The 22958-nt window shown below is 57.2% G+C and carries 27 protein-coding genes; 13 read left to right on the forward strand and 14 right to left on the reverse strand.

Annotation, left to right across the window (positions count from 1 at the left end; translation table 11 throughout):
• Positions 1 to 87: 87 nt before the first annotated feature.
• From J7380_RS02340 to J7380_RS02360, 5 genes are all read left to right on the forward strand, one after another.
• Positions 88 to 420, forward strand: a complete 333-nt coding sequence (locus tag J7380_RS02340) for a hypothetical protein (protein ID WP_209194312.1) — start codon at positions 88 to 90, stop codon at positions 418 to 420.
• Positions 417 to 839, forward strand: coding sequence for a DUF6314 family protein (locus tag J7380_RS02345; RefSeq protein ID WP_209194313.1), 423 nt, complete (start codon positions 417 to 419; stop codon positions 837 to 839). Before J7380_RS02340 ends, J7380_RS02345 begins: the two co-directional genes overlap by 4 nt.
• A gap of 77 nt (positions 840 to 916) precedes the next feature.
• The gene (locus J7380_RS02350; RefSeq protein ID WP_170354541.1) at positions 917 to 1504 is read left to right on the forward strand and encodes a biotin transporter BioY; all 588 of its coding nucleotides are present in this window, start codon (positions 917 to 919) and stop codon (positions 1502 to 1504) included.
• A gap of 132 nt (positions 1505 to 1636) precedes the next feature.
• Entirely contained in the window at positions 1637 to 2185 is a 549-nt protein-coding gene (locus J7380_RS02355) for a hypothetical protein (RefSeq protein WP_209194314.1), read from the forward strand.
• Positions 2186 to 2196: 11 nt separating this feature from the next.
• Positions 2197 to 2553, forward strand: a complete 357-nt coding sequence (locus J7380_RS02360) for a hypothetical protein (RefSeq protein WP_170354539.1) — start codon at positions 2197 to 2199, stop codon at positions 2551 to 2553.
• Between the two features lie 6 nt (positions 2554 to 2559).
• On the opposite strand, the gene J7380_RS02365 is transcribed toward J7380_RS02360, so the two are convergent.
• Positions 2560 to 3774, reverse strand: coding sequence for a bifunctional alpha/beta hydrolase/OsmC family protein (locus tag J7380_RS02365; protein WP_209194315.1), 1215 nt, complete (start codon positions 3772 to 3774; stop codon positions 2560 to 2562).
• A 239-nt stretch (positions 3775 to 4013) separates the two neighbouring features.
• Here J7380_RS02365 and J7380_RS02370 point away from each other — a divergent pair, with 239 nt between their 5' ends.
• Complete coding sequence (locus tag J7380_RS02370; RefSeq protein ID WP_209194316.1) at positions 4014 to 4196, forward strand: hypothetical protein; 183 nt, start codon at positions 4014 to 4016, stop codon at positions 4194 to 4196.
• Positions 4197 to 4200: 4 nt separating this feature from the next.
• On the opposite strand, the gene dddP is transcribed toward J7380_RS02370, so the two are convergent.
• Positions 4201 to 5544, reverse strand: coding sequence for a dimethylsulfonioproprionate lyase DddP (gene dddP / locus J7380_RS02375; RefSeq protein ID WP_209194317.1), 1344 nt, complete (start codon positions 5542 to 5544; stop codon positions 4201 to 4203).
• Positions 5545 to 5667: 123 nt separating this feature from the next.
• Between dddP and J7380_RS02380 the strand changes: the two genes are divergently transcribed.
• On the forward strand, positions 5668 to 6408 hold the full coding sequence (locus tag J7380_RS02380; RefSeq protein WP_209194318.1) for a DUF3445 domain-containing protein: 741 nt from the start codon (positions 5668 to 5670) through the stop codon (positions 6406 to 6408).
• Between the two features lie 35 nt (positions 6409 to 6443).
• On the opposite strand, the gene J7380_RS02385 is transcribed toward J7380_RS02380, so the two are convergent.
• The 5 genes from J7380_RS02385 to J7380_RS02405 all read right to left on the reverse strand — a co-directional run bounded on the left by J7380_RS02385 (position 6444) and on the right by J7380_RS02405 (position 10910).
• Complete coding sequence (locus J7380_RS02385; RefSeq protein ID WP_348539064.1) at positions 6444 to 7358, reverse strand: hypothetical protein; 915 nt, start codon at positions 7356 to 7358, stop codon at positions 6444 to 6446.
• A gap of 199 nt (positions 7359 to 7557) precedes the next feature.
• Positions 7558 to 8346, reverse strand: coding sequence for a lytic murein transglycosylase (locus J7380_RS02390; protein WP_209194319.1), 789 nt, complete (start codon positions 8344 to 8346; stop codon positions 7558 to 7560).
• Between the two features lie 60 nt (positions 8347 to 8406).
• Entirely contained in the window at positions 8407 to 9036 is a 630-nt protein-coding gene (locus tag J7380_RS02395) for an MSMEG_1061 family FMN-dependent PPOX-type flavoprotein (protein WP_209194320.1), read from the reverse strand.
• A gap of 98 nt (positions 9037 to 9134) precedes the next feature.
• Positions 9135 to 10541 (reverse strand): type I glutamate--ammonia ligase, encoded by a 1407-nt coding sequence (gene glnA, locus J7380_RS02400; RefSeq protein ID WP_170354533.1) that lies wholly within the window; start codon positions 10539 to 10541, stop codon positions 9135 to 9137.
• Positions 10542 to 10571: 30 nt separating this feature from the next.
• Positions 10572 to 10910 (reverse strand): P-II family nitrogen regulator, encoded by a 339-nt coding sequence (locus tag J7380_RS02405; protein WP_170354532.1) that lies wholly within the window; start codon positions 10908 to 10910, stop codon positions 10572 to 10574.
• 170 nt (positions 10911 to 11080) lie between these two features.
• Between J7380_RS02405 and J7380_RS02410 the strand changes: the two genes are divergently transcribed.
• Positions 11081 to 12748 (forward strand): NAD(P)H-hydrate dehydratase, encoded by a 1668-nt coding sequence (locus J7380_RS02410; RefSeq protein WP_209194321.1) that lies wholly within the window; start codon positions 11081 to 11083, stop codon positions 12746 to 12748.
• 204 nt (positions 12749 to 12952) lie between these two features.
• Positions 12953 to 14284: a trigger factor gene (gene tig, locus J7380_RS02415; RefSeq protein ID WP_209194322.1), complete on the forward strand. Its 1332-nt coding sequence runs from the start codon at positions 12953 to 12955 to the stop codon at positions 14282 to 14284.
• 95 nt (positions 14285 to 14379) lie between these two features.
• On the opposite strand, the gene J7380_RS02420 is transcribed toward tig, so the two are convergent.
• The 6 genes from J7380_RS02420 to rpsF all read right to left on the reverse strand — a co-directional run bounded on the left by J7380_RS02420 (position 14380) and on the right by rpsF (position 18112).
• A complete protein-coding gene (locus J7380_RS02420) occupies positions 14380 to 15231 on the reverse strand; it encodes an acyl-homoserine-lactone synthase (protein ID WP_209194323.1) in 852 nt (283 codons plus the stop codon).
• Between the two features lie 96 nt (positions 15232 to 15327).
• Positions 15328 to 16029: a LuxR family transcriptional regulator gene (locus J7380_RS02425; RefSeq protein ID WP_209194324.1), complete on the reverse strand. Its 702-nt coding sequence runs from the start codon at positions 16027 to 16029 to the stop codon at positions 15328 to 15330.
• 212 nt (positions 16030 to 16241) lie between these two features.
• Positions 16242 to 16718: a transglycosylase SLT domain-containing protein gene (locus J7380_RS02430; RefSeq protein WP_209194325.1), complete on the reverse strand. Its 477-nt coding sequence runs from the start codon at positions 16716 to 16718 to the stop codon at positions 16242 to 16244.
• Positions 16719 to 16867: 149 nt separating this feature from the next.
• Positions 16868 to 17491, reverse strand: coding sequence for a 50S ribosomal protein L9 (gene rplI / locus J7380_RS02435; protein WP_209194326.1), 624 nt, complete (start codon positions 17489 to 17491; stop codon positions 16868 to 16870).
• A gap of 12 nt (positions 17492 to 17503) precedes the next feature.
• The gene (gene rpsR / locus J7380_RS02440) at positions 17504 to 17731 is read right to left on the reverse strand and encodes a 30S ribosomal protein S18 (RefSeq protein ID WP_005982441.1); all 228 of its coding nucleotides are present in this window, start codon (positions 17729 to 17731) and stop codon (positions 17504 to 17506) included.
• Between the two features lie 27 nt (positions 17732 to 17758).
• Positions 17759 to 18112, reverse strand: a complete 354-nt coding sequence (gene rpsF / locus J7380_RS02445) for a 30S ribosomal protein S6 (protein ID WP_209194327.1) — start codon at positions 18110 to 18112, stop codon at positions 17759 to 17761.
• A 286-nt stretch (positions 18113 to 18398) separates the two neighbouring features.
• Between rpsF and J7380_RS02450 the strand changes: the two genes are divergently transcribed.
• Entirely contained in the window at positions 18399 to 18917 is a 519-nt protein-coding gene (locus J7380_RS02450) for a hypothetical protein (RefSeq protein ID WP_209194328.1), read from the forward strand.
• A 126-nt stretch (positions 18918 to 19043) separates the two neighbouring features.
• Positions 19044 to 19616 carry a YceI family protein gene (locus J7380_RS02455; RefSeq protein ID WP_209194329.1) on the forward strand — a complete coding sequence of 191 codons (573 nt, stop codon included), beginning with the start codon at positions 19044 to 19046 and terminating at the stop codon, positions 19614 to 19616.
• Between the two features lie 57 nt (positions 19617 to 19673).
• Here the strand turns inward: J7380_RS02455 and J7380_RS02460 are convergent, their stop codons facing one another.
• Complete coding sequence (locus J7380_RS02460) at positions 19674 to 20900, reverse strand: cytochrome b/b6 domain-containing protein (RefSeq protein WP_209194330.1); 1227 nt, start codon at positions 20898 to 20900, stop codon at positions 19674 to 19676.
• Positions 20901 to 21071: 171 nt separating this feature from the next.
• Here J7380_RS02460 and fabD point away from each other — a divergent pair, with 171 nt between their 5' ends.
• Complete coding sequence (gene fabD / locus J7380_RS02465) at positions 21072 to 22010, forward strand: ACP S-malonyltransferase (RefSeq protein WP_209194331.1); 939 nt, start codon at positions 21072 to 21074, stop codon at positions 22008 to 22010.
• A 41-nt stretch (positions 22011 to 22051) separates the two neighbouring features.
• Complete coding sequence (gene fabG / locus J7380_RS02470; protein ID WP_170354521.1) at positions 22052 to 22789, forward strand: 3-oxoacyl-[acyl-carrier-protein] reductase; 738 nt, start codon at positions 22052 to 22054, stop codon at positions 22787 to 22789.
• Positions 22790 to 22958: the final 169 nt, after the last annotated feature.

The raw sequence follows: 22958 nt of genomic DNA on the forward strand, positions 1-22958 counted from the left end.
GCAGCGGCACCTTATTGTGATTTGGCAGGATGCGATGCGGCGGGGTTTAAACCCGCGCAGGCCAACGAACAAGGCGTGAGTGCGAATATGAGACGGTTTGCCCTGATTTTGGCCCTTTGGCCCGGTTTTGCCGCCGCGACCGAGTTCTGGCCGCTGACCGGAGATAAGATTCAGTCGACATTGGCCGGGCAGACACTCAGCTACGCAGAGGGCGTAACGCAGAACTTCGAAGCAAGCGGAGTGACGCATTACTTCTCGGGGCGACCCAGTGCTGGACGTTGGGCGGTGCGAGAGGACAGGTATTGCTCGACCTGGCCACCGTCCGAGCTGTGGGCTTGTTATGACGTTTTGCAAAGTGGTTTGATCATTCGCTTCATTGATGACAATGGCGAGATCACGGATGGGTATCTGTCCGAATGAACGCACCCGGCGATTTGTTTGATTTTGAAGGCCAATGGACCTTAACCCGGACAATCCGCGATGCGCGGGCAGGGCAGGTGGTGCAGGCGGACGGAACGGCCGTTCTGCACCGCGCCGATCACGGATTGGTCTATGACGAAGAGGTCACGCTGCGCATTCCCGGTCAGGCCGAGATGAAGGGGACACGTCGCTATATGTGGCACGCGGATCGTGATGGGATCGCGATACACTTCGACGACGGACGGTATTTTCACCGGTTGAAACTAGGTTCGCAGCAGGTTGCCGATCACCATGATTGCGCACCTGACAGCTATGGCGCGACTTATGATTTTGGGAACTGGCCGCGCTGGAACGTGCGTTGGGTCGTATCCGGGCCGCGAAAATCCTATGAAATGGACACGCAATACGTCCTGCGATAACGTATTCACCTTGAAGTGATCGCCCGGATTGGGCATTGCTGTTGCGGAATTCCGATCCGAATTGGGGAGAAGTGAAGATGAATGCAAACGTACTGGCCAACGCGATTGGCCCGCGTGAGGGCACAGCACTGCGCGTCAAGCAAGTGGTTCTGGTCGCGTTGGGCATCGTTGCTCTGGCCGTTGCCGCGAAAATCAAAGTACCGATGTTTCCGGTACCGATGACAATGGGCACTTTTGCAGTGTTGAGCATCGGCACCGCATATGGCGCGCGTCTGGGTCTTGTGACCATGCTGGGCTATCTGCTGATTGGTGCGTTGGGCTTTGATGTATTCGCGGGATCGTCGGCCGAGAAATTTGGCCTGACCTACATGATGGGTGGCACTGGCGGCTACCTTGTCGGCTATCTGATGGCGACCGTTCTGTTGGGCGCTTTGGCAGCACGCGGTTGGGACCGTTCGGTCGGAAAGCTGGCGCTGGCGCTGGTTCTGGCGAACGTCCTGATCTACGTTCCGGGCCTGCTGTGGCTGGGTCAGCTTTATGGCTGGGACCAACCGATTCTGGAGTGGGGTATGACTCCGTTCCTGGTGGGCGATGCGGTTAAACTGGCGCTTGCAGCCCTGTTGATCCCCGCTTTGTGGAAGCTGGTGGGCGACGCCCGCGCCTGATTTTCCGCGCAACTGACATTTACGACCCGCGCTCGGAGCAATCCCGGCGCGGGTTTTTTGTTATGCCAAGACTGGACAAACCCGAAGGTGACAGGTCAATCTAGGTTAAAAGAAACAATAGGTTATTTGGATATGTTTTTGCGATTGAGCTCTGCTTTTGCGGCGATGTGGCTAAGCGCTGTTCCGGCCTTGGCTGAAACGCCTGTCACGTATACCGATAACGGGCGCGCGCTGTTCAGCTTTTCTGTGCCCGACTTTTGGGCGGTCCGAACCGGTGGCCCGCGCGAGATCGAGGATACCGAACTGGGTGATCCGCGTGCTGTCGCACGGGTGATGGGCGTCCGGCCTGTGACCGATGATACGGTCTGGATCGGGTTCGTATCCCCCGCCGGGGTCGCCTCTATAGACGGCGGGCTGCGGTATTTGCAGGACATTGACAAGTTTCTGGTCAAGTCCCCGGTTGCATCCGATACCGTTTCGACCCGGATCGGCGGGCTGCCTGCGCAAGTTATTCGTGGTACCGGAACCCGTGAAGGACGGGGGGTCAACTTTACCGCAACCGTGATCGATCTGCCGCGCGACCGTGTGGCCGTTGCTGTCGCTGTTCTGCGCGACGGCGCGGATCCGGCTTACGTGGACGACCTGAACGCGGTGTTCGATTCGTTCCAGGCAGCGCGGTGAGGAGAGTGGACATGACCAGTAAACTGATCAGAAGAACCTTTCTGGCGCTGAGCCTGGGCGCCGCCAGTTTCACGCTCTCGGCCTGCGACGGAGTCACCGTAGGTGTCGGCTACGGGTATGACCCGTTTTATGACTCGCTGCTATGGAACGACTATTATCACGATGTCGACGTCGATATTGACGTTGATCGCCCTGTTCGTCCAAGGCCGCCAGAGGGGCGCCCCCCTGCGCGACCCGTGCCGCCAATTGGTAAACCACCCGCGCGGCCCCGTCCGCCGGTTGCGAAACCTCCGGCCCGACCGCGCCCGCCGGTCGCGCGACCGCCAACCGCGCGCCCACCGATTCATCGCCCGTCGCCGCGACGGTAACGGGCGTCAAGCCAGCAATTCGGTGGTGATCTGAGCCGTTCCTTCAAGTGTCCTGTGAACGGGGCACTTGTCGGCAATCTCAAGCAACCTTGCGCGTTGTTCCTGATCCAGTGGGCCTTCCAACCGGATTTTGCGCCGGAACAGGTCGACTTTGCCGTCGCCTATCAATCCGGCGTCCTGCGCGTGGACCTTGTTGTGACAGACATCGACCGTGATACCCGTCAAGGGCCACCGTTTACGGCGCGCATACATCCGTATGGTCATCGAGGTGCAGGCCCCCAAACCTGAAGACACGAAACCATAGGGCGACATGCCCCGGTCAGTGCCGCCATAGGACGCGGGTTCATCCGCGATTGCGTGGTGTCGGGGGCCGGACTGAATATCCTGCAAAAATCCATTCGGATCAGCCTCGGTCACGCGGACGATGCCTTCGGGCGCTCCGGGCGGTGGGGCAGGCGGGTGGAGCGCGACATAGCGCGTCACCCAGGCTGCGATAACGTCCGCAGCATATTCAGCGTCCGAGGCGCGGGTGATCAGGTGGTCGGCGTCGTCCAGTGTGACAAAGCTTTTGGGATGCTTGGCAGTCAGGAAAATCGTGCTGGCGTTGTCGATGCTGACCGTTTCGTCCAGTGGGGCGTGCAGGATCAACAGCGCGGCCTTCAGCTCTTTGATGGCAGGCGTCATCGCGGATTCTGAGATATCGTCAACAAACGCCTTGCCAATGCGGAAGGGTCGCCCACCCAATGTCACCTCGGCCGAGCCTTCTTGTTCGATCTCGGGCAGCGCTGCTTGGAAATGGTGCGATACATGGCCCGGATCGGCAGGCGCACCCAGTGTAACCACGGCCTTGACGCTGGGAATTCCAGCGCGCGCGCGCAGAACAGCGGCGCCGCCCAGCGAATGCCCGATCAGCAGAGACGGTGGCATGTCGCGCCTTGCCAGGTAGTGCGACGCCGCGATCAAGTCCTCGACATTGGATGAGAACGTGGTGTTGGCAAACTCGCCATCGGAATGGCCCAGCCCGGTGAAGTCGAAGCGCAGAACAGCAATACCCATCCCAGCCAGACGCGCAGCGATTCTGCGGGCGGCGGGAATGTCTTTGGAGCAGGTAAAACAATGTGCAAACAAAGCGGTGGCCAGCACCGGACCATCCGGCAGGTCAAGGCGCGCAGCAAGTTGGTTGCCGTCGTGACCGGCAAAAGTAATACGTTCGGTGGGCATGGCAGTTCCTTACGTCGCGAGTTGCCTTAATACTGTGGGCTTACTTGGGGTCGCTCAACCCATTTGTCGTGGCCGTCACGGGAAGGTGAGGAAAGATCGCCTCTATAGATCATGGCAGTTAAAGCAGAGAAGTTGAAACATCACCGACTGTGATGAATGGACTTTCAAATATTCGTTTTAATAAAGGAAGAACCTTCCCCATCTTGGGCTTGTGAAGCAAAGCAGCCAAGGAGGCAATCATGGCACATGTCACTTCCGCACCCCGTGGCGCAACACTGCGCCCAGACATTCTGATCGTTATCGCGTTGGCGGGGGTTATCGGTTTTTCAGCCGGTCAGAACTGGCCGAACACGCACTCGGCCAGCGTAGTGATGGCCGAGGACTGGCACGGTAACGTCAAGCGTTCGACCTGGCCGGATTAAAAGGTCAAACGAGCCCCATCAATTGGGCATCAAAGGGATAGGTCGAAAGGTTCTCATACCCGTCTTCGGTGATGAGAACCTGATCTTCCAGTTTGATCGAGAAGTCCCCGCCCACTTCGCCGACGGCGGCTTCGACGCAAAGGACCATGCCGGGCTCAAGAGGGTAATCATACGCGCCCGGCACTGCCTTGTCCGGATAAGCGACCAGAGGCCATTCGTCACACAGCCCCACCCCATGCATCAGGCAACCATATTTCTGCGCCTGAAACTTGTCGTCCAGTCGATGACTGTTGGCGGTCAGTTCGGGGATCATGACGCCGGGTTTCAGCATCTCCATATTGGTCATGATATGCTCATGGGCGTGCTGCATGGCATAGATCATGTCGGGTCGCGGTTTTTGATCACCGATCCACCATGTGCGTGAAATGTCGATGCAAATCCCGTACGAGCCGATAAGATCCGTGTCGAAGGCGATGATCTCGTTGGCTTGCGTAATGCGCGGACCACATTCCTGAAACCAAGGATTCGTACGCTGCCCCGAGGCCAGCAGTCGGGTTTCGATCCATTCGCCGCCGCGCCGGATGTTTTCAGCGTGAAGAATAGCCCAGATGTCATCCTCGGACGTCTTGCCGTCGCCCACATTGGCACGGGCAAATTTCTCCATCTCGGCGACGGCTGTTTCGCAGGCGTGGTTCGCGCAGCGCATCGCCAGAATCTCATCCGGTCCTTTGATGGCGCGGGTTTTTTCGGTGACCTCTTCGCCTTCCATGATCTCGAACCCTTGCGCTTCCAAAGCGCGCAGCCCGTGCAACATGATTTTGTCGACAGCCAGTCGCATGTTGCCGCCACAATGTTCTTCGATCAGTGCGCGTACTTCGTTCGAGAACACATCTGCCGCCACATCCACCTTGTCGCCACGGTCGAAATAGAACAGGTCCGCGCCCGAGCGCTGTTCGCGTACCAAGGGGTTGAAAGTCGAAAGAAACGGAGAATTCTTGTAGTCCCAGATCACCATGTAACCGTCCGCACAGAGCAGCACGGCACGAAACGGGTTATGCGTGTTCCACAGCTGCATGTTCGTGCTGTCGGTCGCATAGCGGATGTTGAGCGGGTCAAACATCAGCAAGCCGCCATAACCACGATCAACGACAGCTTGCGTCAGACGTTTCCATCGATATTCGCGCATTGATGCCAGATTGGGCAGGGTCACGCCAGCGGCCTCCCATTCGGCAAAGGCCAGTTGTGTTGGGCCTATCTCAATCCGGTCCAAGTCGTTTGGCGTACCATCGCCAAGGGTCGCGCCCTTTGTCGGATCGATCTTTCGGCCATCGCGGTAGTGAGTGTTCATGGCGTCCCTCCCTGCCTATTTATTAAGCGTGGAGAATCATTGCGCTGTCGTCTTGATATTTTGCGACGGTCGGCTCGTCGCTTTTTGACCGGCATCAGGATGGTGTGGTGGTAAGTCGACCGCATGACGATTTTGCAAAGCTCGATCCCGTACGACCCTCTTTCGGAAAGGCCCCTGCCGGGCATCCAACCAGCCAGCATGGAGACGTGGTTGCATCGTGATGACGCCTTCGCCGCACAGATGCAATATCGAGCGGCGTTGCTGCGCGATCGTCGCGCTGACGTTTTGGCGCTGGATCCCGCCGCCGAGCCTGCCGCGCAAGAAGTGTTGGATCTGGTGCTTCACCACGCTTATCCGGGGTGTTCTGGCACTGTCATTCGACCGGATGGGCAAGTGGTTGGCATCGATCGCAAACACCCGATGGAGACTCTGTGCAATTTGGTGCAGGAGGATATTTGCATCCTGCAAAAGCGGGGTGAAGAGCATGTTCTGACCGGTGCAATCCTGTGCTTTCCGGCCAGTTGGCGATTGTCCGAGAAATTCATGCGTCCGTTGATCGACATCCATCTGCCTGTAGACAGCTACGACGAAAACGTTGCGCGCCGCGTGCAGCGCCTGTTTGATGGAATTCAACCCGGCCGACCACTGTGGCGCTATAATGCTTTGTGGTACGAAGACGCCGAGCTGTACCAGCCACGCAGTGCGCAAGAACCACGCCACATCAAGGACCCCGGTACTGCAGCTTATTTACGAAGCGAGCGCCAAACCCTGCTGCGCCTTCCCAAATCGCAGGCAGTCATATTTTCGATCCACACATACGTTTTGGCAGCAGAGCGTCTGCGCAAAATAGAAAACCCCGCCTGATGGCGGGGCCTCCTAGGAGGGTCTTGTTTTGTGAATTACATGCCCAAAGCGTTGGCAACGCCCGCGAATGCCCCGCTTGTGCTGAGAGCAGAGATCGCTACGGAATAGGCAAGTACCTGGGTGTTCAGGCGAAAGTCTTCGCCCCTTATCAGGTTCACAGCGGCCATTGAGACCGCGATCGGGACAGACACACTGGCCACGGCACCGGTTAGTCCCCAACTGGTCAGTCGCAGGACGTCACTTGGTTGTTCGTGGTCGAGGGGGGGCGTGTCCTCCTGATCTATTGGCTGCTCGATAGGTTCTGTCCTAAAAGCGATGCTGAGCAACTGCTCATCCGACAACTGGATCGGCCGGGCTGCCGGAGGCGGCGCCTTTTTTTGTGGCTCGTCCAGTGGGTCTTCCTCAATAGTGTCCAGCCCCGCAAATGGGCCAGAAACCGCCTCGAATACTTGCTTTCTATTCCGCTTTTTTTTAGCGGGGGGCAGAGTGTCAAATGCACTCATGAATTGTTCGATGGTCAGAACCGTGTTGGGCGATAGCCACTCGACCCGTTTGGTCGCGCAGATGTCGACCATACGATACAGGATCACCACCAACATTAGTTCTGAGATTTCAGTGTCATCCAGCAATTCTGAAACCGGAGACACAGTGATTGTCAGTCGATTTTGCGGCAAGGTCACGACAGGGCGTTTAATCGTTTTCAATCCGGCCGCGCGGTCCACACGTTCGATCCGCGTCTCGCTTGCTGGCACCTGAGTGTCCAGTGTCAGCCGCACAAGATACTGGCTGCACACGATGCTGGCTTCGGTGGAATCGAGAACGCTTTTACGCTCTACCAGATGGCCATAATCTTCCAAAGTCGCAGCCACAATCGCGCTGAAACGCTCGATCGCGCCATCGGTCTCGCCGTCAAACTGCAGGCCACCATGATAGCTGTTCTTCGGAGTCACTGCGCATTCCTCTGCCGCATGTTGTGTCGAAATACAGCCTAGCAAGGAAAATAGGGCAGATTTGGGCGATAATGGAAAAAAATCACAAATTGCAAAGATTGATTACGCTCAGGAAACCTAGGCATTTTGGGGGCCGTTTAATGTTCATGGCAAGAATGTGGCCAAAATGTGGGGCAGTTGCGCGGAAATGTGGTCAGGGTCAACCGTCGATTCGGGCGGCCATTATCGCGATCGATTGTTGGTACACGGTGGCGGCATTCCATTGCTGGATGACCGCAAAGTTCGGCTGCCCCGCTTGGTAGCCGCGCCCCGGTTTCCAACCCTTTTTGCGCAAAAAGTTGGCTGTCGATGCCAGCGCGTCAGTCATGTTGTAAAAGTCAACGTTACCGTCACCTGTTGCGTCGACTCCATAGGTCAACGCATTGCCGGGTAGAAACTGTGTGTGCCCCAATTCGCCATGTTTCGCGCCCTTGGTAGCTGTCGTAATGCTGCCTTGATCGACCAGCTTAAGGGCGCCAATTGCGTGGGGAATAAAGAACTCGGACCGACGACAATCATAGGCCAGCGTGGTGATAGCCGATACAACCTGACTGTCGCCCATAAAACCACCAAAGCCCGTTTCCATCCCATGGATGGCAATAAGAACACCTGCGGGTACTCCGTATTGCCGTTCGAGAGCGGCGTAAAACTGAGGGTTTCGTGCTTTTCGTTTGCGCCCTTGCGCGACGATTGTATCCGCCCCGCGCACTTGCATGAATTTGTCTAACGAGTACTTAAAGCTTTTCTGATTGCGGTCTGCGGCAATTGTTCGTGTGGCATAGGTCGTTTGGGCCAATGCCTGAAGCCCCTTTTTCTTGACGCCAGCACGTTTTGCCTGTCGTGAGAAGTCCTTTTTCCAGGCTTCAAACCCGGCGCTGGTGTTTCCGCATTGGGCAGCAAGCCCAGCTGTAGGAAGGAAAACGGTCAGAGCAATTGCCAAGCGCAACATCATAATAATCCCAGAATACACACCCCAACCTTACGATGCGTCTTTGGTCTGGCAAAGGGTTTAGTACAGGTCCAACTCTCCGCTGTGCTTGAGGGCCTCAAACCACTCATCCGGCGTTTTGTTGATCTTGGCATGTTTGACCATCATGGCGTTCATGTTCGGTAGGTTGGACGAGTCCGGCCAGTCCTCGGGGCTCCACAGGTTCGCGCGGATCACGCATTTAGGGCAGTGCGCAAAAACAGTTTGCACCTTAATCAGAAGTGCAAGTTTGGGCGGCCGGGCTTGCACAGTCATCGAGGCCAGTAGTTTTGGATCAGCGCATATTTGGGCAGTTCCTCGGATACGCAGCGTCTCCATCTTTCCTGGCACGAAGAAGATAACACTGGCGCGTGGGTCTTTCAGGATGTTGTGAAAGGTGTCCACCCGTTTGTTGCTGGGGCGGTCAGGGATGGCGATCAAGTTGTCCGACAGCACCTGAACAAAGCCACATGGATCCCCACGCGGGGATACATCCAAATGCCCGTCCGGATTGGCCGAGGCGATCAGGCAGAACGGCGAGGTCGCGATGAAGTCGCGGCACATCTGGTCAAGCGCGGGCAGTTCCTTGGCGATGATCTGGGGCAGGGGCGCGCCGGTGATCCGTTCCAGGTCTTCGGGTGTGGTCACGAAGTTGGTGAATTCGGTGTCCATGCGATCTCCTCCTGTCGCTAGTGTGGAAGATCACCCGGAATGAGACAAGGGCGCCCGGTTGGACGCCCTTGAAAGAATTTTCGTCGAAAATTCTTGGATCAGCAGCTGTAGTACATGCCGTATTCTACAGGGTGCGGTGTGTGCTCGTAGGTTTCGACCTCTTCCATCTTCAGCGCGATGTAGCCGTCGATCTGGTCTTTGGTGAACACGTCGCCCTGCAGCAGGAAGTCGTGATCGGAGGCCAGAGCTTCGAGCGCTTCACGCAGCGAACCACATACGGTCGGGATGTCGGCCAGTTCTTCGGCCGGCAGATCGTACAGGTTCTTGTCCATGGCTTCGCCCGGATCGATCTTGTTCTTGATGCCGTCCAGACCAGCCATCAGCAGAGCAGCAAACGCCAGGTAGGGGTTCGCGGCCGGATCGGGGAAGCGGGCCTCAACGCGCTTGGCTTTCGGGCTTTCGGTCCACGGAATACGGACACAACCCGAACGGTTGCGGGCCGAATAGGCGCGCAGAACAGGTGCTTCAAAGCCCGGGATCAGGCGCTTGTAGCTGTTGGTCGACGGGTTGGTGAAGGCGTTCAGGGTCTTGGCGTGTTTCAGGATGCCGCCAATGAAGTAGATCGCTTCGTCCGACAGATCAGCATATTTGTCGCCAGCGAACAGAGGTTTGCCGTCTTTCCAGATCGACATGTTCACGTGCATACCGGTGCCGTTGTCGCCTGCGATTGGCTTCGGCATGAAGGTGGCCGATTTGCCGTAGGCATGTGCAACGTTGTGGATGACGTACTTGTACTTCTGCAGCTCGTCGGCCTGTTTGGTCAGGCTGTCGAAGATCAGGCCCAGCTCGTGCTGGCAGGACGCAACCTCGTGGTGGTGCTTGTCAACTTTCATGCCCAGACGCTTCATGGTCGACAGCATTTCCGAACGCAGGTCCTGCGCTTCGTCAACGGGGTTCACCGGGAAGTAGCCACCCTTGACGCCCGGACGATGGCCCATGTTGCCCATCTCGTACTCGGTGTCGGTGTTCCACGACGCGTCGGTTGCGTCAACTTCGTAGGATACCTTGTTGATGCTGTTCGAGAAGCGGACATCGTCAAACAGGAAGAACTCTGCCTCGGGGCCCATGTAGGCAACGTCGCCGATGCCGGATGCCTTCAGGTAGGCTTCGGCTTTCTGCGCCGTACCGCGCGGGTCACGCTCATAGGCTTCGCCAGTGTCGGGCTCAACGATCGAGCAGTGCAGGCAGATGGTTTTCTCTGCATAGAACGGATCGACATAAGCGCTTTCGGTGTCGGGCATCAGTTTCATGTCCGATGCTTCGATCGACTTCCAGCCAGCGATCGACGAGCCGTCGAACATGAACCCTTCTTCCAGGAAGTCTTCGTCAACTTGGTCCGACATGATGGTGACGTGCTGAAGCTTGCCGCGCGGGTCGGTGAAGCGGATGTCAACGTATTCTGCGTCTTCATCACGGATCAGCTGAAGAACTGCGTCCTTGCTCATACTCTATTTTCCTCTGATTGGAGTGTTCGATTACAGCGCTTCCGAGCCGGTTTCACCGGTGCGGATGCGAATGGCTTGCTCAACGGGCGACACAAAAATCTTGCCGTCGCCGATCTTGTCGGTCTTAGCGGCCGAGACAATGGCGTCGATGGCAGCATCGACCTGATCGTCGTCCAAAACGACTTCGACCTTCACTTTGGGCAGAAAGTCGACCACATATTCCGCACCGCGGTACAGTTCGGTGTGGCCTTTCTGGCGACCAAACCCCTTGACCTCGATCACGCTGAGACCCTGGACGCCAACGTCCTGCAGTGCCTCTTTTACCTCATCGAGTTTGAACGGTTTGATGATCGCTTCGATCTTCTTCATCCCGGGCTCCCTTTAACTCTTGTCAGGATGGCAGTGACCACGTCTAAGATCGGGCGGCAATCGGATTGCGAATTTGGTCCCGTTTGGCCGCCGGGAAAATAGGCTTAGGTTTAAATTTTAATCAGATTGCACAAAAAGTAATCGAAATTGAATCGACTGGGAATTTTGAGATGACGGAACTGCTGACGGCTGCTCAGATGCGGGCCATCGAACAGGCCGCGATTGAGTCTGGTGAGGTCACCGGACTGGAGCTGATGGAGCGGGCTGGGCAGGGCGTTGTCGATGCCATTTATGAGGAGTGGCCCGAGTTCAAGGATCGAGGGGCCAGCCCCTCGAGCTCCCCGAGGTATTTGAGGCCAGATGAAGGGGATCCGCTGCGCGCCGTGGTGTTGTGCGGGCCGGGGAACAATGGCGGTGATGGGTTTGTTGTTGCGCGTCTGCTGCATGCGTTGGGGTGGAACCTTGAGGTGTTTCTGTACGGGGATTCCGAGAAGCTGCCGCCGGATGCGCGAGTGAATTATGAGCGGTGGATGGAGTTGGGGGCTGTCAAAGCTCGAAAGATTGATCCACCACCCTTGGTGGATGAGTACCTGCCTTTCCCGGATCATTTGGACTTGATTGTCGATAGCTTGTTTGGAACCGGCTTGACTCGTCCTTTTGGGGGGGCGTTCAGCCTTTTGGCTCAAGAGGCGGTGAAAACTATGCTAACAGAGAAAGGTGTTCGGGTTGTGTCCGTAGACACACCGAGTGGATTGTGCGCAGACAGCGGTCGGGCGATAGGCTCCGCAATTTCGGCTGATTTGACCGTTTCATTTCATACTAGAAAGATTGGTCATCTCATCGCGGATGGTCCCCGATATTGTGGAAAGACTATTGTGACTGGCATTGGGTTGCCGTCACTGGAAAAGCCTGATTCAGCGGCCCGAAGTGCTTTGGTTAAGCTCCACGATCAGGAAAAACTGGTTCGGGTGCTGTGTACGGAAGCAGATCAAAGCAACTTGCCACAGTATCTCTTCAAAAAACTTTACGAGCATAAATACTCCCACGGTCACGCCCTGATCCTCTCAGGCGGCGCTGCGAAAACTGGTGCTGCGCGGTTGGCGGCGCGGGGGGCTTTGCGGATTGGGGCGGGCCTGGTGACGCTTGGCGTGCCGGGCTCGGCTCAGATGGAGGTGGCGGCGCAGGTGACGGCCCTCATGGTGCAACGGGTTGATGGGGCCGAGGGGTTTGCGGATGTGCTGGGCGACGAGCGGTTGAATGCGCTGTGTCTTGGGCCGGGAATGGGGTTGGAGCGGGCGCGCGAACTGGTGCCGGTTGCGCTGCGGGCCAAGCGGGCGACCGTGCTGGATGCGGATGCTCTGACGGCGTTTGCGGATGATCCGGCGGCTTTGTTCGGGCAGTTGCACGAGAATTGCGTTCTGACCCCGCATGGGGGGGAATTTGCGCGCCTGTTCCCGGATATTGTCGAGAAATTGCCGGCTGCGCCGACCAAAGGCCCGGCCTATTCCAAGGTGGACGCCACGCGCGAAGCCGCCAAGCGGGCGGGGTGTGTCGTTCTGTTCAAGGGGCCAGACACGGTGATTGCCGCTCCGGATGGGCGATGTTCGATCAATGCCGCTGTCTATGATCGGGCGGCACCGTGGTTGGCCACGGCCGGGTCAGGGGATGTTCTGGCGGGGTTCATCACGGGCCTGTTGGCGCGCGGGTTCAGTCCGATGCAGGCGGTGGAAACGGGCGCTTGGCTGCATGTGGAATGCGCGCGCAACTTTGGTCCGGGTCTGATCGCCGAGGACTTGCCCGAGCAGTTGCCTGCTGTTTTAAAACAGATCGAAGCCTGATCGCGCCTTGGAGGCAGGCTTGTATTGCTGTCTGTCTCTTCCGCGTCGCGGGAACCTAGTCACCAACATTTTTGGACAAAAGACGGTCAAAACAAGGCTGATCGGGCAGTTGCCTCTTGCACGCGGGGGGCTGGGCAAATAGAAGGCGTCAAATTTGCCCGGCGCGCCGTTTTGCGCGCCCCGAATCCTATGGGGACTACCATAATGCAGGTTACCGAGACGCTGAACGAAGGTCTGAAACGCGGCTATAACATTGTCGTATCCGCCGCCGAGCTGGACGACAAAGTGAATGAGAAACTGGTTGAAGCGCAGCCAGAAGTCGAAATGAAGGGTTTTCGCAAAGGCAAGGTGCCGATGGCGCTGCTGAAAAAGCAGTTCGGCCAGCGTCTGCTGGGTGAAGCGATGCAGGAAAGCATCGACGGTGCGATGAACAAGCATTTTGAAGACAGCGGCGATCGTCCGGCCCTGCAGCCCGAGGTCAAGATGACCAACGAGGACTGGAAAGAAGGCGACGACGTCCATGTCGAAATGTCCTATGAGGCTCTGCCCGCGATCCCCGAGGTTGACCTGAAATCAGTCGAGTTGGAAAAACTGGTCGTCAAAGCCGATGACGCAGCTATCGAAGAGGCGCTGAACAACCTCGCCGAAACCGCGCAGGATTTCAAAGCGCGCCGTAAAGGCTCGAAAGCCAAGGATGGCGACCAGATCGTGTTCGACTTTGTCGGCAAGGTTGACGGTGAAGAGTTCGAAGGCGGCTCGGCCGAGGACTACCCGCTGGTTCTGGGCTCGAACAGCTTCATCCCCGGCTTCGAAGAGCAGCTGGTTGGCGTTAAAGCCGAAGAAGAAAAAGACGTGAACGTCACCTTCCCGGCAGAATATGGCGCCGAGCATCTGGCCGGAAAAGACGCTGTTTTCACCTGCACCGTGAAAGAGGTGAAAGAACCCGTCGCAGCCGAAGTGAACGACGAGCTGGCCACCAAGTTTGGCGCTGAAGACCTGGAAGCTCTGAAGGGCCAGATCGCCGAGCGTTTGGAAGCCGAATATGCGGGCGCTTCGCGCGCAGTCATGAAGCGTGCCCTGCTGGATGCGCTGGACGAGAAAGTCTCGTTCGACTTGCCGCCGTCGTTGGTTGAGGCGGAAGCCAAACAGATCGCACACCAGCTGTGGCACGAAGAAAACCCGGACGTTGAAGGTCATGACCACGATCCGATCGAACCCACCGACGAGCACAACACATTGGCCGAGCGCCGCGTGCGTTTGGGCCTGCTGTTGGCCGAGCTGGGGCAGAAAGCCGAAGTTGAAGTCACCGATGCCGAGATGACTCAGGCGATCATGAACCAGGCACGTCAGTACCCGGGTCAGGAACGTCAGTTCTTTGAGTTCGTGCAGCAGAACGCTCAGATGCAGCAGCAACTGCGTGCCCCGATTTTTGAGGACAAGGTCATCGACTACATTGTCGAGCTGGCTCAGGTCACCGACAAGGAAGTCAGCAAAGACGACCTGCAGAAAGCTGTCGAGGCTTTGGAAGAGGAATAATTCTCTTTCGCCCTTTTCGGGCGAGCAAGATAAAACGCGGAGCCGTCTGGAAACAACGGCTCCGCTTGAGTGGCTTACGCTATGAGGTGAGGGGGTCAGGCCTCATGAGCGAAAGCACGGGGGGTACTCAGCAGAGCGAACTTCTGCTCTGGCGTAAACTTATCCGAAAGTTCTTCAATCAGCCTCAGAACAGCGTCAACTTCGTCTTTCGAGGTGGCTGCACCCATTTGTTCCACAAAGTACTTTTCGAGCTGATTGAGCGGCTTACGGTCGTAGTTTGCAGCCTTGGGTGCTGCTTTGGTCTTGTCGAACAGCGCGCGTGCTTGTTCGTCGCTTAGAAACACATCGTGCGCGATTCCTGCATATTTCCGAATTCCGGAAATCCTTTCGTCCGAGCAATCCATAAGTGCGGCCATGGCAACAACTTTGCCCATTGGTTTGGCAGAGCCTAAATAGTCATACGGAGCGTTACCAGACCGTTGCAGAACCCGGTTCATGACAGGATCAATCACAGCGATCGAATCCAGCACTCCTGCCATCTTTGCGTATTCGAACGACCCTATCATGACCTCGCTGGTTACGTACGAGACCGAATTTTCGCCCCTGCCACGCCCCAGTTTCTTTGTGTCGACGCAAAAACGGGTTGCTTCCCAAACTTGCGCGCTGCGCACAGGCGGTTCGCCGTCCAGGATCGAGTTAAACACGTCTGCCAGCATATGCGGCCCCGTGGTCTGCAGCAGCCGCATGCAGCCTACGACGTCCCCCTCGTCGTTCAGGCTGACCACGTGTGCAGGATTAAGCGTATCAAATTTGTCGACTTCCCGACCATCGCGGATGTTCACATCCCATCCCAAGCGGTCGCCGAAAACGCGCGCGCGCAGTTGGTACATTTCGTCCAAGACGTCTTTGAATTTATGTTGGTTTATACCATCAATCACGATGATCATTTCCATCCCCCTACAGATTGGTTACCGTGAATGGAAAATTAACCAAGTTATGATCTGAGACTATTGGGGGTTTCCCGTAGATAAGCGGTTTTTTGGTTAACCAGGGGCGATTAAACCAAGGCCTATGGCCCGACCAATGGCCTGTGGAGTCGTTAACGCCCCCAGTTTTTCACGCCCTGATCGTACATGCACTTCAACAGTGCGGTGCGAGATCGAAAGAATATCGCCGATGTCCTGTTGTGACTTCCCTTCGGCCACCCACTGCATAATCTCTTTCTCACGGGTGGACAGGGTCGGCAGATAAAGAGCTTTTGCCAAAAGCCCGGACTGCATGACAGTGTCATGCGCCTGGACTGCCGCCAACTGGAGGTCGCCCATGACGTGTCGCTTCAGTTTTTCCCATTCCTCGTCCGAACAGTTGCGGGTGACGTTCAGCAACCCGCATTCGCCATACGGACCACGAACCGGTACCGTCAGTCCTCTGGGCGTGATGCCAAAGTCGTGGGCATCCTTGAACACTGTCTGGAACTTCTCATCGTGGTCAAACCTGCTCCAGTCCACTGGCGCGATACTGAGCATGGATTGATACAGCGTGGGATCGAAGTGATGAAAGCCTTGGCTGCCGTAATGAATCTTCCATTCGTCGGGGTAATTTGCATAACCCTGAACATCCCCTTTGACGGGGTTGAAAGTTGCATAGGATGCGTAATCAAAGCCAAGTTCGTTGCAAACGGCATTGATAATGTCCGCCGCAGACCTTTCTTCTTGTTCGATCCTGGCCAGGTCGATGAGCTTCAAGTGTCTAACCTTCGTGATGACTATCCTCTCCCCAGAGCATAGTCGTATCTGTCCAAATTAAAGTATACGTTGCGTCACCTTGATGATGTGACGCAAGCAAATAGTTCGCTTTGCATGGTGTTAATGCAGCGAAATGGCAATAGATACGTAGGAATTGGCCTGTTTTTGCAGCGGTATTTTGCGGATTGTTGCCGACTGCAGGACAAGTTGTCTCACTCGGGTTTCAACCCAGTCTCGACCAGCAATCCGCGGGCCTTGGCCTCAGGCCAATAGCCCTTGGCGTAAAGAAAGATCGCGCGCTGCTGATCGCCATCGGATAACAACCATGCTCCGCGTAGGTATTTTCCCGCAAATTCCAGATTGGTATCGGCGTCCAACAGGCCCTGTGGGTCACCACTGTAACCCATGGACCGGGCTGTCGCCGGCAGGATCTGCAACAGGCCATAATAGGGACGGTTCACCGCCCACGGCCGGTGTGTGCTTTCTCGGATGGCGAGCTTGTGAACCAACTCTCGCGGGAGCTCGTAGTGATCGGCCCATTTGTTGATCGAGGCCCGTAACTCGGGCGTCTCGTTGGGATAAAGCGGAGGATCAAATGCGGCACGTGTCGGGGTGTCCGGGCTTCCGCATGCAGCAAGAGGCGCGGCGAACAACAGGGCAATCAGATTACGGCGCTTGATTTTGGTCATCGAGATCTCCGGCGTTTGTCGCGATACTAGGAAACTTGGTTTCGTCCGCAAGGGTAGTGGAAAATTCAGGCTGAAATATGCCGTTTGGACCCAGAACGAAAAAAGGCCGCGCATGACGACGCGGCCTTTCTCAAATCCAGCGGAGAAGATCAGGCTTTTGCTTCCTCTTCTTCCGCAGCGGGCGCTTCGTCAGCAACCAGGTCATCGTCGTCCGACGCGGCCGAACCGATGTCGTCGAACAGCTCGGCGATTTCGAATTCAGCGGCTGCTTCTTCTTCGGCAGCCAGTTCCTGGATCGACTTGCCCGAAGCTTGCAGTTCGGCTTCTTCTTCCGAACGGGCGACGTTCATCTGAATCTCGACTTCGACCTCGGGGTGCAGTTTGACTGCCAGCGAGTGCAGACCCAGTTCCTTGATCGGTGCGATCAGGGCGATCTGTTTCTTGTCGACGGTGAAGCCAGCTTCGGTCGCGGCGTCTGCGGCGTCACGCGGAGTGACCGAACCGTACAGAGCGCCAGCATCCGATGCCGAGCGAATCACGATGAACTGCTGACCGTCCAGCTTTTCAGCCAGTGCTTCAGCTTCTTTCTTGGTTTCCAGGTTGCGGGCTTCAAGCTGCGCTTTCTGTGCTTCGAACGAGGCGATGTTCGACTCGGACGCGCTCAGGGCTTTGCCTTGGGGCAGCAGGAAGTTGCGGGCGTAGCCGGGCTTGACGTCAACAACGTCGCCCATCTGACCCAGTTTCGCAACGCGTTCCAGCAGGATAACTTGCATGTCAGTCTCTCCTTACTTAACGGCGTAGGGCAGCAGGGCGAGGAAGCGGGCGCGCTTGATAGCACGGGCCAGTTCACGCTGCTTTTTCGCCGAAACGGCGGTGATGCGCGAAGGTACGATCTTGCCACGCTCAGAGATGTAGCGCTGCAGCAGACGGGTGTCTTTATAGTCGATCTTCGGCGCGTTATCGCCCGAGAACGGGCAGACCTTGCGGCGGCGGAAAAATGGTTTTGCGGCCATGGTTTATGTCCTTTCGTCAGGCGTTGATCAGCGGCGCTCGCGGCGGCCTTCGCGCTCGTCGCGCTTCTGCATCTGGACCGAGGGGCCCTCGGCATGTTCGTCGACCTTGATGGTCAGAACGCGCATGACGTCTTCGTGCAGGCGCATCAGGCGCTCCATTTCCTGAACCGCGTCAGCAGGCGAGTCGGTTTTCAGGAAGGCGTAGTGGCCTTTGCGGTTTTTGTTGATCTTGTAGGCCATCGTCTTGACACCCCAGTACTCGCTTTCGACGACGCTGCCGCCGTTGTCAGCCAGAACGGTGCCGAAATGTTCGACAAGGCTTTCTGCCTGCGCGTTGGACAGATCCTGACGCGCGATCATTACATGCTCATACAGTGGCATGTGCACTCCTGTTTATATCAAGGCGCATTTCATAGGCGGGGCCATCTGGTCCTTCGCGACCCTGCCACGAGAGGCTGCGCGATTCATACGATTAGCGAAGGATGGCCCCGTATACACGTTTATTGCGACGGGGCAAGTCCCGTCACATATGCCTTGGTGAAGTCGTGCTATTTCCACCGCGACGCCCAATTCCTGACGCTTTTCAATTCGATCTTAACTCTCATACCGGGACAATAACCGGACACACCGGACCCAAGTCGGCAACCTGAGAAACAGGGTGAGAGAAATGACCGCGATTAATACGAATACACTCGAACAGACCGCGTCGAACGCGAGTTTTGAAAAATCCGTTCCAGTTCTGATCGCGTTCGCGCCGAACTGGAAAGTCCGCATGATCCTGGCGCGCATGGTTGGTGCGTTCCTGATTGTGATGGCATTTTCAATGTGGCTCGCTCCGGGCTCTGCCATGGCTGCCGAGGTCTGGCCAATCAAGCTGGCCGCATCGCTTGCCTTTCTTGTTGTCGGTGTAAGCCTTCTGACCATTCAGGTTATGGATGCCCGTCCTGATGCGTATTTCGATCCGATCCGCCGTGAGGTGCGCGTTTTGCAAAAGAACGAAAACGGCCGCCCCCAGACTGTTCTGCGCCGCAGCTATGATACTCTGGGGGGTGCTAAGTTCAGCGATGATCAGGTCGAGCTGTTCGACGTTGATGGCAGCCTGCTGATGAAGCTGCCGTTGCAATCGGCGGATGTCAGCCGAGCGCTCAAGGGTCAGCTGAGTGGAAGTGTAACAATCTTCGCCTGATTTTTATTCTGTTCATATAGGAACAGAAGTTGTGAGAGAATAAAGCTTGTGTGCCGCCCTTGGGCGGCACATTTTCGTTATCGAGCAACCCAACAGGTTTGCATCCACAACATTGCGGAGTTTGTCATGAAATCCACCCTTCTTGCTGCTGCACTGGCCGTGTCGGCGACTTCGGCGTTTGCCAGCGCCGAGAAATACGTTCTGGACCCAAGCCACAGCCAGGTCATCTTCAACTACAATCACCTTGGTTTCTCGACGACCTATGGCATGTTCTCGGGTTTTGAAGGCGAGATCATGTTCGATCAGGAAAACCCGGCAGCGTCCAGCGTCTCTGTATCTATGCCCGTCGTTGAGATGTTCACCGGTTGGAAGCCGCGTGAAGATCACTTTATGACCGAAGATTTCTTTGGCGTGACCGAAGGCGACCTGATCTCATTCACGTCGACCGGGATCGAAGTTACCGGTGAGAACACCGCCAACATCACCGGCGACCTGACCATGAACGGTGTTACCAAATCGGTTGTGCTGGACGCCAAACTGAACCAGGTCGGAGAACACCCGATGGCTGGCAAGCCTTGGGCCGGTTTCGACGCAACGACCACGCTGATCCGCAGCGATTTCGAGTTGGGCCAGTTTGCCCCGTTCGTTAGCGACGAAGTCCAAATCCAGATTTCGGTTGAGGCGCAGAAAGCAGAATAAACCGCTTTTATCTGCAGAAATCGAAACCGCCGGAGCGCAGGCTCCGGCGGTTTTCTTTTACTCGCCGCGTGTCGCGATCAAGTCTACCAAAACGATGACCGCGAACCCCAGTGAGTCCTCGGTAGGTTGTGAAGTTCCGACGTCGAAATCCATTCGGTTCAACTCCAACTTGCCAGAGACTGTGGCGGTATCGCCCTGCAGATCCAGAGTGAAGGGCAACACCACGTCGACAGATTTGTCGCGAATGGACAGAGGCCCGCGTGCCTCGTACCCGGTTTCGGTCTTGAACAGATCGGCTGTGAATTGCGCTGTCGGAAATTGCGCGCTGTCGAAGAAGTCAGACCCCATTGCCTGTCCGCTGACTGTGCCGAGGCTCAGGGAGGGGATTGAGATCGTTACATTTGCCGATCCGGCCATACCGGGTTCGGCTGGGTCGTCAAATGCGATTGCAGCGGTCCAGTCGGCGAAACTGCCAGTTACGGGACTGCCTAATTGGCTAATGGTGATACCCAATGTGCCTTCTTGTACCTGCCACTCCGATTGAACCTGGGCCAGTTCGGCGGCGTCGGTATGGGCGTGAGAGTGATGGCTGAACGCGCCGATTCCCCAGCCGCCGATCAACACGGCGCCCCAGACAACCAGTGCGGCAAACGCCGGCGTTGCCGAATGGTGCTGGGCTGGAGGTTCCGGTGACTGCGCAGAACCGGGCAGCATACGCCTCAACGTGCTGTCCTTGTCGATGACATGGTGTTTCACCGCCCCGGCAATGTGCAGCACCAGAGAGCCGCCAAGCGTCCATACGAAAAGCCAATGCAGGCTTGCGGTGAATTCGGCCAGATGCTCGGATTTGGGGACCAGAGGCAGGTTTTGCCCAAATGGCCAAAGGATCGGCGCAAATCCCTCGGCCGCCGCGTGGTGAATCCAACCAGTCAGCGGCACCAGCACCAATGAGCCGTACAGCAGCCAGTGTACGGTTTCCGCGGCAAAAGCCTCGGGCTTGTTGTCGGCGTTCAGAAGGCCGGGTTTGGTTTGCGTCAGAGCCCAAAGGATGCGTGCGAGGGCGATGAAAAAGACGGCCACGCCGACAGTCTTGTGTAGCGAGAACAGGCGCGCTGCACGTGAGATGTCATCTTCTGTCGTTGGGATGTTCGGATCATAGATCGCCTGAGCCAGTTCGTTGGCAAAATACCCCAGAGGGAACGCGGTAAAGATCAGCAGTGCGGTCAGCCAGTGAAAGGCCTTGGTGACACTGCCATAGCTTGAGAATGTATTGGTCGAGGGCATCTGGCGCTCCGGGGGTTGGGTGGCTTCGCTCAAACTAAAGCCATGGGATCAGGACTCAAGGGGGCAGGGCGCACAACTACGGTGCCTTTGTGCAGAGATCAGGCAGTGCTTGTGCCGCGCGGTTTCACAGTTTACACCCCGCCGCAACCTAACGTCATCCAAGAGGTTGCAATGACACGCGCATTTGTTTTCCCGGGGCAAGGTGCCCAGACCATCGGAATGGGCAAAGCTCTGGCCGAGGCTTACCCTGCCGCACAGGCGGTGTTTGACGAGGTGGACGAAGCCTTGGGCCAAAAGTTGAGCAGCCTGATCTGGGAAGGCGATATTGCCGAGCTGACCCTGACGCAAAACGCACAGCCGGCACTTATGGCCACGTCCATGGCGGCGATGCGGGCGCTGGAGGCCGAGGGTGTCTTGATCACCGATGCAGCCTTTGTTGCCGGGCATTCGCTGGGGGAATATTCCGCGCTGGCCGCTGCTGGTGCGCTGACGGTTGCGGATACTGCGCGTCTTCTGCGCACCCGTGGTCAGGCGATGCAAAGCGCCGTGCCAGTGGGCGAAGGTGCGATGGCGGCGATCCTTGGGCTGGACCTTGAAGCCGTGCGTGCCGTGGCAGATGAGGCCGCACAGGGTGAGGTTTGTCAGGCCGCAAACGACAACGACCCGACGCAGGTTGTGGTCTCGGGCGCGAAGGCTGCTGTGGAACGCGCGGCCGAGATTGCTAAGGAAAAGGGCGCCAAGCGCGCAGTCATGCTGCCTGTCAGCGCGCCTTTCCATTGTGCCTTGATGCAGCCTGCTGCTGATGTGATGGCCGAAGCTTTGGCAGGGGTAGAAATCAAAGCGCCTGCCGTGCCGCTGATTGCCAATGTGCGCGCCGAGGCGGTCAGTGACCCCGATCTGATCCGTCAGTTGCTGGTCGAGCAGGTCACCGGCTCGGTCCGCTGGCGCGAAAGTGTGCAGTATATGGCCGCGCAAGGCGTGACCGAGACGTGGGAGATCGGGGCGGGGAAAGCTCTGTCCGGGATGATCCGCAAAATCGACCGTTCGATCGCGGGTAAAGCTGTCGGCACGCCGGATGACGTGCAGAATGTGACCCAAGCCGAATCGTAAGATACCGCGCGTCGCGTGGCGCGTAGCTAAAGGATAAGAGAATGTTTGATTTGACAGGTAAGAACGCACTGATCACCGGTGCCTCGGGCGGGATTGGTGGTGAGATCGCGCGCTCTCTGCATGCCGCAGGCGCTACGGTGGCGCTTTCGGGCACGCGTGTTGAACCGCTGGAGGCGCTGGCCGCCGAACTCGGCGATCGTGCCCATGTGCTGCCCTGTAATCTGAGCGACCCTGAGGCTGTGGCCGCCCTGCCAAAGCAGGCGGCGGATGCGATGGGGTCGGTCGATATTCTGGTCAACAACGCGGGTATCACCCGTGACAACCTGTTCATGCGCATGTCGGATGACGAATGGCAGAGCGTAATCGACGTCAACATGACCTCGACCGCGAAACTCTGCAAAGGCGTGCTGCGCGGCATGATGAAGGCGCGTTGGGGCCGGATCATCAACATCTCGTCCGTGGTGGGCGCGACGGGCAACCCCGGTCAGGCGAACTATGCCGCGTCCAAGGCGGGGATGGTCGGGATGACCAAGTCGCTGGCCTATGAGGTCGCAAGTCGTGGAATCACGGCCAATGCGGTGGCGCCGGGCTTTATCACCACGGCGATGACCGACAAGCTGACCGACGATCAGAAGTCGGGCATCCTGGGTCAGGTTCCGGCCGGGCGTATGGGGGACGCGTCGGAAATTGCCGCAGCAGTTCTGTACCTTGCCAGCCCCGAGGCCGGATATGTGACCGGAACCACCTTGCATGTAAACGGCGGCATGGCCATGTTGTGACCACCTGTCGGGGCAGGCGCGAAAGCGTTTGCCTTGGGCGTTGTCTGTGCTATAGGCGGCGCATCAATTCGGGGGTCGGCCACAGGGTCGGCCTTCTAGTTTCCCGGCAATCGGGAACCCAAACCGCCCAGACGGGCACATCAAGGCCAGCCTGAGCGGGCAAGGGCAG

Source organism: Ruegeria sp. R8_1 (assembly GCF_017743815.1).
Classification (GTDB): Bacteria; Pseudomonadota; Alphaproteobacteria; order Rhodobacterales; family Rhodobacteraceae; genus Ruegeria; species Ruegeria lacuscaerulensis_A.

Excerpts from the sequence above, each read along its gene's own strand:
- J7380_RS02340 (WP_209194312.1), top strand. The coding sequence starts at position 88 with ATGAGACGGTTTGCCCTGATTTTGGCCCTTTGGCCCGGTTTTGCCGCC.
- J7380_RS02345 (WP_209194313.1), top strand. The coding sequence starts at position 417 with ATGAACGCACCCGGCGATTTGTTTGATTTTGAAGGCCAATGGACCTTA.
- J7380_RS02350 (WP_170354541.1), top strand. The coding sequence starts at position 917 with ATGAATGCAAACGTACTGGCCAACGCGATTGGCCCGCGTGAGGGCACA.
- J7380_RS02355 (WP_209194314.1), top strand. The coding sequence starts at position 1,637 with ATGTTTTTGCGATTGAGCTCTGCTTTTGCGGCGATGTGGCTAAGCGCT.
- J7380_RS02360 (WP_170354539.1), top strand. The coding sequence starts at position 2,197 with ATGACCAGTAAACTGATCAGAAGAACCTTTCTGGCGCTGAGCCTGGGC.
- J7380_RS02365 (WP_209194315.1), bottom strand. The coding sequence starts at position 3,774 with ATGCCCACCGAACGTATTACTTTTGCCGGTCACGACGGCAACCAACTT.
- J7380_RS02370 (WP_209194316.1), top strand. The coding sequence starts at position 4,014 with ATGGCACATGTCACTTCCGCACCCCGTGGCGCAACACTGCGCCCAGAC.
- dddP (WP_209194317.1), bottom strand. The coding sequence starts at position 5,544 with ATGAACACTCACTACCGCGATGGCCGAAAGATCGATCCGACAAAGGGC.
- J7380_RS02380 (WP_209194318.1), top strand. The coding sequence starts at position 5,668 with ATGACGATTTTGCAAAGCTCGATCCCGTACGACCCTCTTTCGGAAAGG.
- J7380_RS02390 (WP_209194319.1), bottom strand. The coding sequence starts at position 8,346 with ATGTTGCGCTTGGCAATTGCTCTGACCGTTTTCCTTCCTACAGCTGGG.
- J7380_RS02395 (WP_209194320.1), bottom strand. The coding sequence starts at position 9,036 with ATGGACACCGAATTCACCAACTTCGTGACCACACCCGAAGACCTGGAA.
- glnA (WP_170354533.1), bottom strand. The coding sequence starts at position 10,541 with ATGAGCAAGGACGCAGTTCTTCAGCTGATCCGTGATGAAGACGCAGAA.
- J7380_RS02405 (WP_170354532.1), bottom strand. The coding sequence starts at position 10,910 with ATGAAGAAGATCGAAGCGATCATCAAACCGTTCAAACTCGATGAGGTA.
- J7380_RS02410 (WP_209194321.1), top strand. The coding sequence starts at position 11,081 with ATGACGGAACTGCTGACGGCTGCTCAGATGCGGGCCATCGAACAGGCC.
- tig (WP_209194322.1), top strand. The coding sequence starts at position 12,953 with ATGCAGGTTACCGAGACGCTGAACGAAGGTCTGAAACGCGGCTATAAC.
- J7380_RS02420 (WP_209194323.1), bottom strand. The coding sequence starts at position 15,231 with ATGATCATCGTGATTGATGGTATAAACCAACATAAATTCAAAGACGTC.
- J7380_RS02430 (WP_209194325.1), bottom strand. The coding sequence starts at position 16,718 with ATGACCAAAATCAAGCGCCGTAATCTGATTGCCCTGTTGTTCGCCGCG.
- rplI (WP_209194326.1), bottom strand. The coding sequence starts at position 17,491 with ATGCAAGTTATCCTGCTGGAACGCGTTGCGAAACTGGGTCAGATGGGC.
- rpsR (WP_005982441.1), bottom strand. The coding sequence starts at position 17,731 with ATGGCCGCAAAACCATTTTTCCGCCGCCGCAAGGTCTGCCCGTTCTCG.
- rpsF (WP_209194327.1), bottom strand. The coding sequence starts at position 18,112 with ATGCCACTGTATGAGCATGTAATGATCGCGCGTCAGGATCTGTCCAAC.
- J7380_RS02450 (WP_209194328.1), top strand. The coding sequence starts at position 18,399 with ATGACCGCGATTAATACGAATACACTCGAACAGACCGCGTCGAACGCG.
- J7380_RS02455 (WP_209194329.1), top strand. The coding sequence starts at position 19,044 with ATGAAATCCACCCTTCTTGCTGCTGCACTGGCCGTGTCGGCGACTTCG.
- J7380_RS02460 (WP_209194330.1), bottom strand. The coding sequence starts at position 20,900 with ATGCCCTCGACCAATACATTCTCAAGCTATGGCAGTGTCACCAAGGCC.
- fabD (WP_209194331.1), top strand. The coding sequence starts at position 21,072 with ATGACACGCGCATTTGTTTTCCCGGGGCAAGGTGCCCAGACCATCGGA.
- fabG (WP_170354521.1), top strand. The coding sequence starts at position 22,052 with ATGTTTGATTTGACAGGTAAGAACGCACTGATCACCGGTGCCTCGGGC.